A 12,864-nucleotide genomic window follows, 5' to 3' on the forward strand; every position below is an offset into this window, starting at 1 on the left:
TTCTTCCGGAGGGTGTCCATGCGGCTTGACGAGGTTTTCGCGCGCCACACCGAGCTCGGCGCGGCGTTCGCCGTCCACGTGGACGGGGAACTGGTGGCCGACCTGTGGGGCGGCGTCGCCGACCGCCGTACCGGGCGCCCGTGGGCCGCGGACACGCCCGTGCTGACCTACTCCTGCACCAAGGCGATCACGGCGACGGTCACCCTGCTGCTGGTCGAACGGGGACAGCTCGCCCTCTCCACGCCGGTGAAGGAGATCTGGCCCGAATTCTCGGCCGCCGGGGTCACCGTCGAGCACCTGCTCACCCACCAGGCGGGGCTGCCGGTCATCGAGGAGCAGGTGCCGGTCGAGGAGTACGGCGACCACGCTGCCATCGCCGCCCGGCTGGCCCGCCAGTCGCCGCTGTGGGAGCCGGGCACCGCCCACGGCTACCACGCGCTGACCTACGGGTTCCTGATCGGGGAGGTGGTGCGCAGGGTCACGGGCAAATCGGTGGCCGATCTGGTCGCCGCGGAGATCGCCGGGCCGCTCGGCCTGGACATGTGGCTCGGCGCGCCCGACGAGGTCCTCCCGGCGGTGGCCAGGCTCTCGGCGGGCGACCCTGCCCCCTCTCCATCCGACACGCCACCCGCCCGGCCCTCCGACCCGGCCGCCCCGCGCCCCCGCCCGGCCGTACCGCCCGCGGGTCCGGCCGCCGCGCCGAGTGCCGCCGAGCGGGCGGCGCGCGACCCGTACAGCCTCATGAACAGGGCGCTCGGCAACCCCGGCGTGCACCGGCTCAAGGGCGGCGCCAACCACCCCACCGTCCTGCGCGCGGGCTGGCCCGCCATGGGGCTGGTGAGCACCGCGAGAGCGCTGTCCGGCTTCTACCGCGCCCTGATCGCGGGCGAGATCCTGCGGCCCGACACGCTGGCCGACGCCGTCCGGCCCAGGGTCGCGGGCCCCGACCGGGTGCTCCACATCGGCACCGCGTTCGGGCTCGGCTTCATGACCTCCTCCGAGAGCTTCGCCCCGTTCGCCCCCACCGCGTTCGGGCACACCGGCCTGGGCGGCTTCCTCGGACTCGGCGACCCCGCGCGCGGGGTGGCCATCGCCTACACCATGAACATGCTGTCCGCCACCTTCGCCGCCACCACACCCGCGTGGGAGCTGGCCGCCGCCGTCTACGACGCGCTCTGAGCCGCCACCGCCGCTCCCACCACCGCTCCCACCGACGCCCTCACTGACAGCCTCACCGGCACCCTCACCGGCACCCGCGGCGCCACCGCCGCGGCCGACGACACGCGCGGCGCTCACTGCATGGTCACCCCGCCGCTGACCGACAGCGTCTGGCCGGTGATGTAGGCCGCCCTGTCGGTGCACAGGTACGCCACCAGGCCCGCCACGTCCCCCGGCGCGCCCAGCCTGCGCAGCGGGATCCCCTTCGCGATCCTGTCGACCAGGCCCGGCTTCTCGGCGTCGACCCTGCGCAGCATCGGGGTGTCCGTCGGGCCCGGGCAGACCACGTTCGAGGTCACCTGCCCCCTCGCCGCCTCCCTCGCCAGCGTCTTGGCCAGCCCGAACAGGCCCGCCTTCGTCGCCGCGTAGGCTCCCTCGCCGCCCGAGCCCGCCCTGGCCCCGTCGGAGGAGACGAACACCAGCCGCCCCCAGCCGCGCTCGACCATGCCGGGCAGCAGCAGCTTCGTCATCAGCATGGGCGCGCGCAGGTTGACCAGCCACATCAGGTCCCAGTGGGCCGGATCGCCCGCGGTGAACGGCTCGACGATGGAGACTCCCGCGTTGTTGACCAGGATGTCCACCGGCCCGGCGGACCCGCAGAACGCCGTGATGGAATCCGGGTCGGCGAGGTCGACGCGGCCGGCCGTACCGGATCCCCCGGGCAGCGACCGCGCCACCTCGGCCGCGCCCTCCTCGTTCACGTCGGCGACCACCACCCGCGCGCCGAGGGCGGTCAGGTCCGCGCAGATCGCGGCGCCGATCGCGCCCGCTCCCCCGGTCACCACGGCCGTCCTGCCGTCCAGCCGCATGCCCTCCATCACCGGCCGCCCTCCCAGACGCGCGCGGCCGTGACCCTGGTCGCCAGCAGGCCGATGGTGTGGTCGAGGACGGCCTGCGCGTACTCCTCGGGGATGCCTGCCACGGCGTCGGTCACCACCGTGACCCGGTAGCCAAGGGCGGCCGCCTCGATGGCGAGGCCCTGGATGCCGAGGTTCAGGGACACCCCGAGGGCCACGACCCGCTCCACACCCAGCGAGCGCAGGGTCATGTCCAGGCTGGTGCCGGTGAACGGCGAGAACCCGTGGAAGCGGCGGCTCTCCAGGTCACCGGGGTCCCATAACTCCGGCAGCACCTCGACGGCCGGGGTGCCGTCGAGCATGTGGGCCGGGTCCTTGAGCAGGTGGGCAAGGAAGGGCGTGGTGCGGGCGTGGGAGCCCGCCCGGTCGGCACGGAAGGCGGCCGTGCAGTGGACCACCGGGATGCCGGAGTTCCGCGCGCCCCGCAGGACGTGGGCGGCGTTACGGAAGACGTCGCGTTTCTCGCACGCGGCCACCAGGTCGGGAAATCGCGCGATGTCTCCGACGACGCCCCTCTGCATCTCCATCACCAGGACGGCCGTGCGATCCACCCGCCACCTCCGCTCGATCGAGCGCTTGCTTGGTAGACGGAGGTTAACATTTCCCGGCCCGGGTTATAAAGCATCCTCATGGATCTCCAGCGCAAGGTGAGCGCCGCCTGACCTCAGGGTGGCAGGAGCCCCCGGACCGCCGGGTCCGGGGGCTCCTTCATGTGCGGTGTCTCACTCCAGCGTGGTGATGACCTTGTCGGCGTCCCTGGTCAGGACCTGGCGGACGTCGGCCCTCGGCACCAGCCGCACGTCCGCCACCAGCTTCTTGAAGTCCTGCAGGTGCCGGACGGCCTTGGCGTCCCTGCCGGACGCCTCCGCCTTCCGCGCCTGGGTCAGCTCCCGGGTGAGCGACTGCGCCGCCGGCCCCGACAGCCAGCTCGTCGCCCTGAAGCGGTCGACGAGGTTCTGCATGTCCCGCAGCGACGTGGTCACCGCGTAGCGGACGTTCGTGGTGATCGCGTTGCCCGCGTTGTCGCCGGCCGTGACGGAGACGGTGTGCGCGGCCAGCGTCTGCGGGAACAGCGGCACCACCGAGTCGGGCGTGAGGGCCGAGCCGTCCAGCGTGCCCGTGGTGGCCTTGACGCCAGAGGTGGTGTCGACGGCCTGCCAGGTGATGCGCAGGTCCTGGGCGTCGCCGTACACCTCGCCGTCGGAGACGCCCGAGACCATGAGCGTGGGCTTGGTGCCGTCGATCTTCAGGACGGCGGCCTTCTCCTGCTCGGTGGTGCCCGCCGTGTCGGTCGAGCGGTAGCGCAGCTCGTGCGGTCCGTCGCCGCTGACGACCACGGGCCGGCCGGCGTAGGCCGTCCAGGCGCCCTCGTCGAGGGAGTACTCCGTCTTCGAGACCCCCGAGGTGGTGTCGGCGGCGGACAGCGTGACGGGGATGTCGCCGTCGTTCCAGCCCTCGGCGTTGGGCGGGGCGAAGGCGGCGGTGGTCACGGGCGCGGTGGCGTCGAGCTTGAGGTCGAGCGCCTTGGGCTCCTCCACGTTGCCCGCGGCGTCACGCGAACGGAACTCCACCTTCCTGGTGCCGTCCCCGCTGACCAGGACGGGCTCGGTGTAGGGCGTCCAGGCGCCGCCGTCGAGACGCCATTCGGTGGCGGCGACCTCCGACGCCTCGTCCGTGGCCGTCAGCGTGACCTCGACGGGCGCGGTGGTGTGCCATCCGGCCGCGTTCGGCTGGGCGGCCTTGGCGGTGGTGACCGGCGGCGTCCGGTCGGCGCCGGCGGCGGAGGTGAAGCGGAAGCGCTGGTTGGGGGCGTTCGCGCAGGTCCACTGGATCACCGCCGCGTTGTCGGCCTGGGAGACGCCGTTGACGTCGACGCACAGGCCGCTGGCCGCGGCCGTGACGATGTGGTCGTCGCCGGCGGAGGTGATGAAGAAGCGCTGGTGGACCTGGTGGGCGGCGCCGTCGGGGTGGCAGGTCCACTGGACGAGCTGGGTGCCCGCGGTGGTCGATCCGCCCGGCACGTCCAGGCACTTGCCGCTCTTGACGTTCTTGAGCTGGTAGCCGCCCGCGGTGGCGGGGATCGCCTCCCACTTCTGCTCGTCGCCCTGGGTGGCGCCCAGTTGCACGATCTTGGCGTCGTCGAGCAGAGACACCGGGGTGACGTTCTTGCCGCTGTGCTGGGCGGTGACGGTGTAGACGCCGGGCTCGAGCCCGCCGCCCGCGTCCTCGCCGGCGAACTGGACGGCGTCCAGGTCGAACCCGTTGTTACGGCTGTTCTTGAACACCGCGTAGATGGTCTTGGTGCGCACGTCGTTCTTCACCGGGACGGCGCTGGTCATCTGGTAGACGTCCCAGTCGCCGGTGTTCTGGACCGGGGCCGTGGCCAGGAGCGTGCCGTTGGGGGCGTCGGCGCGCAGCTCGATCATGCCTCCGCCGTACGGGCTGGAGACCCTGAAGGAGACGGACGTGACGCCGTTGAGGTCGAGCGGGGTGAAGGCGATCCAGTCGTTGTCGCTGATGTCGCCGATGCGCTTGCCGCTCTCGGCGCCCGCCTGGTCGATCACCCTGACGCCCGAGGAGGTCTTGAAGTACTCGGCCTGCTTCCGCCTCGGCTGCAGGACGACCTTGGCGTAACCGGTGAGCGGCTGCTCTCCCTTGTCGGTGTAGTGGGCGTTGATGACGTAGTAGAGGTTGGCGCCCGCGGGGTGCCCGCCGATGTCGCTGGTGGAGATGGTGCCCTCGCAGCCGGGGAGCTCGACGGTCTCGTGCTCGTGGTCGTCGTGGCCGAGCGCGGGGTTGGCGAAGACCTTCGCGCAGTCGACCGTCCCGTCCTCGGGATCGGTCACCTTGATCTTGTACGGCACGTCCTGGCCGAACTCGATCGTGCTGCCGTCGATCGGCGCCTCGAGGGTCACCACCGGCTTGGTGTTGCCGGCCGTGATGACGACGTTGGAGAAGCCCTCCTTGCCGGTGCTGTCCTTGACCTTGAGCTGCGCGGTGTACTGGCCCTTGGCCTCGTAGACGTGCGTGGCCTTGGCCGCGGTGGAGTCGAAGGTGCCGTCGCCGTCGAAGTCCCACGAGAACTCGATCGGGTCGCCGTCGGGGTCGAAGCTGCCCGCGCTGTCGAACTCCACGCTGAGCGGCGCCGGGCCGTCGGTGCGCGAAGTGGTGATCTTGGCGATCGGCGCGCGGGCGCCGGCGGAGTAGTCGATCCGGTACAGGCCCGAGTCGTTGTTGCCGCCACCGAAGGAGCTGCCCCATTCCAGCAGGTACAGCGAGCCGTCCCGGCCGAAGGTCATGTCCATGGGCTTGACGAACGTGCCGAGGAAGGGGTCGATCTTGAGGAGCTTGTCCTGGTCGTCGAGGTGGATGGTCTTCACGTAGTGGCGCGACCACTCATAGAAGAAGTTCGTGCCGTCGAAGTAGGCGGGGAACTTCGTGGTGGAGGTGGAGGCCGCGTCGTAGCGGTAGACCGGGCCGCTCATCGGGGCCGAGCCGCCGGAGCCGAGCTCGGGGAAGGAGGGCGAGGTGCCGTAGCCGTACCACATGATGGGCGACTCGATGGGGGGCAGCTCGGTCAGGCCCGTGTTGTTCGGCGAGTCGTTGACCGGGTTCGCGCAGTCGAACTTGGGCCCGACGACCTTGGTGTCGGGGTTGTACGGGGCGTAGGCCTGATTGTCACCGTGGCAGAACGGCCAGCCGTAGTTGCCCGCCTTCTTGATGACGTTGTACTCGACCAGCCCTTCGGGGCCGCGGTCGGTGGTCGGGCCGCCCCGGTCCGGCCCGTAGTCCGAGACGTGGACGTAGCCGGTCTTCTGGTCGACGGTGAAGCGGAACGGGTTGCGGAAGCCCATCGCGTAGACCTCCGGCCTGGTCTTGGCCGTGCCGGGCGCGAACAGGTTCCCCGAGGGGATGTCGTAGCCGCCGTCGGCCTTCGGCTTGATCCGCAGGATCTTGCCGCGCAGGTCGTTGGTGTTGCCCGCGGTGCGGGCCGCGTCCAGCATGTGCTGGCCTGGCCGCCAGTCGATGGGCGCGTAGCCCTGCCAGTCCGGCGACAGGTTGGGCGGCACGTCGTCGCCGGTGCTGAGGTAGAGGGTGCCGTCGGGGCCGAACTCCACGGCGCCGCCGGTGTGGCCGGGCTCGGGGTAGGTGCGCTGCCGGTAGGCGGGCACGTCGATGATCTTCTTCTCGGACGCGAGGTCGATGCTGTCGCCCGTCACGGTGAAGCGGGAGAGCCTGTTGACGTCCTCGGCGCTGGAGGCGGGCGAGTAGTAGAGGTAGATCCAGCCGTTCTGCGCGAAGGCCGGGTCGAGTTCCATGCCGACCAGTCCGTCCTCGCCTCCGGTGTAGACGTCGAGGGTGGCCGCGGTGACCGTGGTGTGCGTGTCGGGCTTGAAGATCTTGATCTCGCCCTTGCGCTGCACGTAGAAGACGCGGCCGTCGGCGGCCACGTCCAGTTCCATGGGGTCGGCGGTGTTGTCGTCGAGAGTGATCTTCTCGAAGCTGCTGTTCACCGTTCCGCCGCAGTCACCCGCCGCGGCGCCCGCGGCCCAGTTGATCCCGCCGAGGACGTGCGTGCGGAAGGCGGGCTCGGTGTAGGAGGCGGTGTCGTGTCCCATGGCGGTCGCCCACACCTTGCCGCCTTCGGCGTTGCGGCACCAGGAGATGGGGTGGTCCGGTCCCATGGCCGAGGGGCCCGGGTTGTAGGTCTTCTCGTCGGCCGACACCAGCACGTGCACGTTGCCGCGCGGGTTGGGCGCGAAGTTGTACCACTCCTCGGGGCGCTCCCAGCGCAGGGGCAGTTCCTTGGTCGACGGGTGGACCCGGTCGGTGACCTTGGCCGTGCCCTGCAGCACGCCAGGTGAGTGGGCGGGCATGTGCGCGCCGCCGTTGACCAGGTCGTCCCACCAGGGGAAGTCGTTCTCGATGCCCATGTCGAGCGCGTTGTGGACGGCGACGACGCCCTTGCCCGAGCGGACGTACTTCTGCAGGGCCTGGCGCTGGGCGTCGTTCTCCCAGACCATGCCGGAGTTCTGCAGCATGATCAGCACGTCGTAGCCGGCCAGGTCGGTGTCGTTGAACACCGAGGAGTCGTCGGTCTGCACGACCGCGAAGTGGTTGGCCGCGCCCAGGTCCTTGACCATCTGGATGCCGGCCGGGATGGAGCCGTGGACGTAGCCGACGGCCTTGGTGAAGAGAAGCGCGCGGAAGGTCTCGTGGGCGGTGGCGTTCGCCGTGCCCGGTAACAACAGCAGGAAGGGGAGAATCAGGGCAGCGCAAAGACGACGCATGGCGGTGACTCCGGTGACAGAGGGGAAGAGTCAGAGGGTGCGGAGGAAGGCCAGCCCGTCGACGGCGAGAGCGTCCTGGCTGGATGCGAGCGGCCGCCAGATGGAGGCCGCGGTGGCGATCGTCCGGTTGTGGGCGGTGAAGGACTCGATGACGAGCGGCCCCTGGTAGGAGGCCGCGCGCAGGGCCGTCGTGAAGCCCGGCCAGTCGAAGCGGTCCTGCCCGGGGGTCCCCCGGTCGGTGCCGCACACCTGGACATGCGCGATCCTGCCGGCGGCCGCGCGGACGGCGGCGGCGGGATCCTTCTCCTCGATGTTCAGGTGGTAGACGTCGAGCGCCAGGTCGGCGCCCTCCGGCAGGGCTTCGAGCGCCTGCTCCACGGTGTTGAGCAGGCTGGTCTCGTAGCGGTTGAGCGGTTCGACGGCCAGCCGTACCGGGCTGTGGTCGATGACGGGCCTGAGGTTCTCGCGCAGCTCGGCGTAGGCGGCCGCGCGCTCCTCCCCCGACATCCGCCACGTACGGCCGACCGCGCTGTAGGCGGGTCCGGCGATGACGGGAGACCCGACGATCTCGGCCACGTCCATGCAGTGCATGAGGTAGTCCTGGGTCTCCTTGACCGTGCCGGAGGCGACCAGGTCCCGGCCCGGCGGCATGACCAGCACCACCGTGGCGGCCAGGCCGAGCTCGGCGAGCAGGTCGGCCGCCCTGGCGGGGTCCCAGTCGCCGGGCTGCTCCACGGGCAGCTCGATGACGTCGAACCCCCACCCCGCGACCTTGGGCGCGAGCGCCGCCAGGTCGCGGTCGGTGAGCGGCGAGGTCCACACCCAGGTGTTGACCCCGAGGTTCACTTCTTGCCGCCCCAGGTCTCGGGGAAGCCGGGCAGGGTCTCGCACCCGCACAGCGCGTAGTGCAGCGGCGGCATGTTCGGCTGCAGGTAGGTGTCCAGCGTGTCAGCGGTGATCTTCGGCTGGGGCAGCTTCCAGGTCTTCGGCACCTCCTCACCCTTGAGGATCTTGAGAGCGGCGATGACGGGCGTGCGCCACTGGTAGGTGGGGTAGGTGGGCGCGACGGCGGTCAGGTTGTTCTGCTTCCACTTCTGCAGGAAGTCCTGCTGGTCCTCGCCGACCATGGCGGGGACGGGCACGCCCGCGTCCTCGAAGGCCTCGACGGCGGCGACGGCCGTCGCGCCGGCGTCCATCCAGACCCCGTCGAGCTTGCCGTGGCGGGCCAGGTAGTCGCTGACGATGCTCTTGGTCTTGGCCGCGTCGCCGTCGGTGAACTCCACGCCGACGACCTGCAGCGCGCTCTTGTCGAAGGTCACCTTGGCGGCGGACCAGCGGGTCTCGAGCACGTCGACGCCGGGCAGGATGCGCAGGGCGAGGATCTTCCCGCCCGCGGGGACCTTCTCGACGAGGAACTCGGCGCCGTCGGCGCCGAAGGCGTAGCCGCCGATCGGGTTGATCATGGTGACGGGGCAGTCGGTCTCCACGCCCCGGTCGAAGACGATCACCGGCAGCTTCCCGCAGGCCGCCTTGACCGCGGGGGTGAGGGTGGCGGTGGTGTTCGGCGAGACGATCAGCGCGTCACAGCCCTTGCCGGTCAGCTCGGCGATGTCGGAGATCTGCTTGTCGTCCTTGCCCTCGGCGTCGAGAGCGGTGAACGTGGTGATCTCCTTGTGCAGCGCCACCTCGGCCTGCATGCTCTTCCAGCCGACCTGCCGCCACGGGTTGTTGACCGCCGCGTTGGAGAAGCACAGGTGGTACCCGCCGGCCTTCTTGTACTGCGTGGTGCTCACCATCTGCGGGTCGATGGCCTGCTCCCACGGTTTGTCCGCCGGGCCCTGCGCGGTCTTGGCGCGCATGGCGAGCTGTGCGTCGTAGTCGGCCTGGACGAAGAACGCCGACTGCCGGCCGGTGCCCGCGGCCGTGGTCCCGGAGGCTGTGGTCTCGGCGGCCGGGGCGGAGGAGGCGGGGCCCGACGACCGCGCGGCGGTGGCCGTGTCCGTCGGCTTGTCGCTGGTGCAGCCCGCGACGAGCAGCGCGACCGCCGTCACCGCGAGCATGAGGGGTTTACGACGCGACATGGGCGTCTCCTTTGAACTTCCGGGGGGTGTTTCGGGGGGTGTTTCGGAAGGTGTTTCGAGAGGTGAGGGAGAAGGGCAGTCGTACGGCTCCCGCCGCCACGGCGGCGATGATGATGACGCCCTGCACGGTGAACTCCAGGGCCCCCGAGATCCCGTACAGGTTGAGCAGGGTGAACAGCGCCTCCAGGGTGAACGCCCCGGCCATGGCGGCCACGACCGACCCCCTGCCGCCGCCGAGCGCCACGCCGCCGAGGACGACCGCGGTGATGGCGGAGAACTCCAGGCCCTGCCCGACCTGCGCCGACACGCCCGCGAACCCGCCGAGCAGGACGCCCGCGACCGCGGCGGCCAGGCCCGAGACGGCGAAGGCGAAGATCTTGACCCTGGTGACCCTGACACCCGACAGCGCGGCCGTCCGGGCGTTGTCGCCCGTCGCGATGAGCGTGCGGCCGACGTCGGCGCGCATGAGCAGGACCGCCGCGGCCCCGACAATGGCGAGGATCAGCACCGACCAGAGGGTGTCGCGCCCGAACACCCTGAAGGCCTGCGAGAGCGCGCCGCGCGGCGCGCCGCCCGTCCAGAGGAACACCGCGCCCGACAGCACGAGCATCATGCCGAGCGTGGTGATGAACGACGGCACCCGCAGCAGCGTCGTCACCGCCCCGTTGACCAGGCCGACCAGCAGGCCGATGACGACCACCAGGGCGAGGACGGGCCAGGTGGCCGCCTCGTTCCCGTCGATCAGCCGGGCGGCGACGACCACCTCGACGGTGACCAGCGAGCCGACCGAGAGGTCGAACTCGCCCGAGACGATCACGAAGTACTGCCCCGCCGCCAGGATCACCAGCGGCGCGGCCCGCTTGACGAAGGCGAGGAAGCCGGCGGGTTCGAGGAAGAACGGGTTGGCCAGCGCGATCGCCGCCAGCAGGACGGCCAGGACCGCGAAGATCGGGAGCGCGCGCTTCACGAGGTGCTCCTCTTCCTGGCGTAGACGGCCACGGCCACCACGATGACCACGCCCCGCACGACGTCCTTGACGAAGGAGTTGACCTCGAGCTGGTTGAAGACGCTGTCGAGCACGGCCAGCAGCAGCACGCCGCCGACGGTGCCGGCGACGCCGCCCCTGCCGCCGGCCAGCGCCGTGCCGCCGAGGACGACCGCGGCGATCGACTCCAGGTCGTAACCGCCGTCGGTGCCCACGGTGGGGACTCCGGCGCCGAGCCGGCTGGCCAGCAGCAGGCCCGCGATGCCGGCGCACAGCGAGCACAGGACGTGCGTCACGATGATCACCCGGTCGGTGCGGACGCCGGACAGGCGGGCCACGTCGGGGTCGCCGCCGACGGCGTGGACGCGGTAGCCGTACCTGGTCCTGGCGAGCAGGAACCAGGCGGTCAGGGCCACGGCCGCCCACAGCATCGCGGAGACGGGGACGGGGCCGACGCGGTCGTAGCCGAGGTGCTGGAACGACTCGGGGACGCGCCCGGCGGGGCCGTCGTAGAGGTGGTCCAGGACGCCCTTGATGATCAGGGCGACGCCGAGGGTGGCGATGAAGGCGTGGACCTTCAGCTTGGTGATCACCACACCGTTGACCAGGCCCACGAGGGCGCTGACGGCGATGACGGCGGCGACGCCCCCCGGGACGCTGCCCGCCTGCATGATCTCGGCGGCGACCAGCGAGGACAGGCTGATGAGGTAGGCGACCGACAGGTCGAGCGAGCCCGCCAGGATGGCCAGGGTCTGGCCGACGGCCACGATGCCGAGGGCGGCGCTGCGCTGCTGGACGCCGACGACGCTCTCCATGGTCAGCAGGTTCCCGCCGTCGGCGGCCACGAGGATCGAGCCGATCACGATCGTGGCCGCGAGCGCGACGAACACCGCCCTGGTCGGGCCCAGGTTCGCCCATCGGCGCCGCGCCGCGCCCGCCCCGCGCCTGCGGGGGACGGCCGCCTCCCGTGGGGCCTCGAGCCGGGAAGGGGGCGCGTCGTTCATGCCGCCTCCTCGCCGGCCGCCAGCCGCATGACGGCCTCCTCCGACGCGCCCGCCGGCAGGGTGCCCGCGATGCGCCCGTCGCGCAGGACGACGACGCGGTCGCTCATGCCGATCAGCTCCGGCAGCTCGGAGGAGATCATCATGATCGCCGTCCCGTCCTCGGCCAGCTCCCGCATGAGGTCGTGGATCGCGGCCTTGGCCCCGACGTCGACCCCGCGGGTCGGCTCGTCGAAGAGCAGGACGTCGGGGGCGAGCGTCATCCACTTGGCGAGGACGACCTTCTGCTGGTTGCCGCCCGACAGGTAGCGCACCTCCTGCGAGGGGCGGGGCGGCGAGAGCCGTACGCGGTCGAGGAGGTCGCGCACGGAGCCGCCGCGGCGGCCGACCGCGCGCGCGACCAGCAGCGCGTTGTCCCGAACGGACTGGCGCAGGGCCAGTCCTTCGGCCTTGCGGTCCTCGGTGACCAGCCCGATGCCGGCGGCGACGGCCTCGCGGACCGAGCGGGGCCGGACCGGGGTCATCGTGCCCGTGGTGAAGGGGGCGGCGCCGAACAGCGCCTTGGCCAGGGAGGAGCGGCCGGAGCCCTGCAGGCCCGCGATGCCGACGATCTCGCCCGCCCGCAGCTCCAGCGAGATGTCCGACAAGCGGGCGTTGCCGCCGCCGGTGACGCGCAGCCGCACCTCTCCGGTCGAGGCGGCGCGCGGCGGGTAGTAGGTGCCCAGGTCGCGGCCCACCATCAGGCGGACCAGGTCGTCGGCGGTGACCTCGGCGGCGGCGACGGTGGTGACGAGGCGGCCGTCCTTCAGCACCGTGACCCGGGAGGCGAGGTCGAAGACCTCGCGCAGGCGGTGCGAGATGTACAGCACCGCGATCCCGCGTTGCTGTAATCGCCTGACCAGCCGGTACAGCAGCTCCACCTCGTGGTCGGCGAGCGCGGCCGTCGGCTCGTCCATCACCACGATGCGCGCGTCGAGCGAGAGCGCCTTGACGATCTCCACGACCTGCTGCTGCGCGACCGAGAGCCGCTTGACCGGGTCGCGGGGTCCGAAGGAGTCCTCGCCGAGCTCGGTGAGAAGCGCGGCGGTCGCGGCGTCCATCGCGGCCCGGTCCACCAGGCCGCGGCGCAGCGGCTCCCTGCCGAGGAAGACGTTCTCGGCGACGCTGCGCTCGGGCAGCAGCGTGAACTCCTGGTAGATGATCGCCACCCCGGCCCGCTGGGCGTCGAGCGGGTGGCTGAAGGAGACCGGCCGCCCGTCGATGGTGATCGTCCCCGCGTCGGGCGCGTGCACCCCGGCCAGGATCTTCATGAGCGTGGACTTGCCCGCGCCGTTCTCGCCGACGACGGCGTGCACCTGTCCGGCCTCGACCGCCAGGTCCACCTCCGACAGCACCCGCACGCCGAGGAAGCTCTTGCCGATCCCGGTCATG

9 protein-coding genes are annotated in these 12,864 nt (G+C 71.5%); 1 reads left to right on the forward strand and 8 read right to left on the reverse strand.

Annotation, left to right across the window (positions count from 1 at the left end; genetic code table 11):
• Positions 1 to 18 precede the first annotated feature (18 nt).
• Positions 19 to 1,179 (forward strand): serine hydrolase domain-containing protein, encoded by a 1,161-nt coding sequence (locus ACWEVS_RS39190; protein WP_452555855.1) that lies wholly within the window; start codon positions 19 to 21, stop codon positions 1,177 to 1,179.
• A 113-nt stretch (positions 1,180 to 1,292) separates the two neighbouring features.
• Here the strand turns inward: ACWEVS_RS39190 and ACWEVS_RS39195 are convergent, their stop codons facing one another.
• The 8 genes from ACWEVS_RS39195 to ACWEVS_RS39230 all read right to left on the reverse strand — a co-directional run bounded on the left by ACWEVS_RS39195 (position 1,293) and on the right by ACWEVS_RS39230 (position 12,863).
• Entirely contained in the window at positions 1,293 to 2,036 is a 744-nt protein-coding gene (locus tag ACWEVS_RS39195; RefSeq protein ID WP_452555893.1) for an SDR family NAD(P)-dependent oxidoreductase, read from the reverse strand.
• Complete coding sequence (locus ACWEVS_RS39200) at positions 2,036 to 2,626, reverse strand: cysteine hydrolase (RefSeq protein ID WP_452555857.1); 591 nt, start codon at positions 2,624 to 2,626, stop codon at positions 2,036 to 2,038. Before ACWEVS_RS39200 ends, ACWEVS_RS39195 begins: the two co-directional genes overlap by 1 nt.
• Before the next feature lie 171 nt (positions 2,627 to 2,797).
• The gene (locus ACWEVS_RS39205) at positions 2,798 to 7,366 is read right to left on the reverse strand and encodes a ThuA domain-containing protein (protein ID WP_449917147.1); all 4,569 of its coding nucleotides are present in this window, start codon (positions 7,364 to 7,366) and stop codon (positions 2,798 to 2,800) included.
• A gap of 30 nt (positions 7,367 to 7,396) precedes the next feature.
• On the reverse strand, positions 7,397 to 8,212 hold the full coding sequence (locus tag ACWEVS_RS39210) for a sugar phosphate isomerase/epimerase family protein (RefSeq protein WP_449917150.1): 816 nt from the start codon (positions 8,210 to 8,212) through the stop codon (positions 7,397 to 7,399).
• On the reverse strand, positions 8,209 to 9,447 hold the full coding sequence (locus tag ACWEVS_RS39215) for a substrate-binding domain-containing protein (protein ID WP_449917153.1): 1,239 nt from the start codon (positions 9,445 to 9,447) through the stop codon (positions 8,209 to 8,211). The genes ACWEVS_RS39210 and ACWEVS_RS39215 overlap by 4 nt, the downstream gene beginning before the upstream one ends.
• The gene (locus ACWEVS_RS39220; protein WP_449917156.1) at positions 9,434 to 10,414 is read right to left on the reverse strand and encodes an ABC transporter permease; all 981 of its coding nucleotides are present in this window, start codon (positions 10,412 to 10,414) and stop codon (positions 9,434 to 9,436) included. Before ACWEVS_RS39220 ends, ACWEVS_RS39215 begins: the two co-directional genes overlap by 14 nt.
• Entirely contained in the window at positions 10,411 to 11,436 is a 1,026-nt protein-coding gene (locus ACWEVS_RS39225; protein ID WP_452412648.1) for an ABC transporter permease, read from the reverse strand. Before ACWEVS_RS39225 ends, ACWEVS_RS39220 begins: the two co-directional genes overlap by 4 nt.
• Complete coding sequence (locus tag ACWEVS_RS39230) at positions 11,433 to 12,863, reverse strand: sugar ABC transporter ATP-binding protein (RefSeq protein ID WP_452555895.1); 1,431 nt, start codon at positions 12,861 to 12,863, stop codon at positions 11,433 to 11,435. The genes ACWEVS_RS39225 and ACWEVS_RS39230 overlap by 4 nt, the downstream gene beginning before the upstream one ends.
• Position 12,864: the final 1 nt, after the last annotated feature.

The sequence above is a fragment of the Nonomuraea sp. NPDC003754 genome, from assembly GCF_053605785.1.

Bases quoted from the DNA above. Each gene is read 5' to 3' on its own strand.
- ACWEVS_RS39195 (WP_452555893.1), bottom strand. From the start codon at position 2,036: ATGGAGGGCATGCGGCTGGACGGCAGGACGGCCGTGGTGACCGGGGGA.
- ACWEVS_RS39205 (WP_449917147.1), bottom strand. From the start codon at position 7,366: ATGCGTCGTCTTTGCGCTGCCCTGATTCTCCCCTTCCTGCTGTTGTTA.
- ACWEVS_RS39225 (WP_452412648.1), bottom strand. From the start codon at position 11,436: ATGAACGACGCGCCCCCTTCCCGGCTCGAGGCCCCACGGGAGGCGGCC.
- ACWEVS_RS39215 (WP_449917153.1), bottom strand. From the start codon at position 9,447: ATGTCGCGTCGTAAACCCCTCATGCTCGCGGTGACGGCGGTCGCGCTG.
- ACWEVS_RS39230 (WP_452555895.1), bottom strand. From the start codon at position 12,863: ATGACCGGGATCGGCAAGAGCTTCCTCGGCGTGCGGGTGCTGTCGGAG.
- ACWEVS_RS39190 (WP_452555855.1), top strand. From the start codon at position 19: ATGCGGCTTGACGAGGTTTTCGCGCGCCACACCGAGCTCGGCGCGGCG.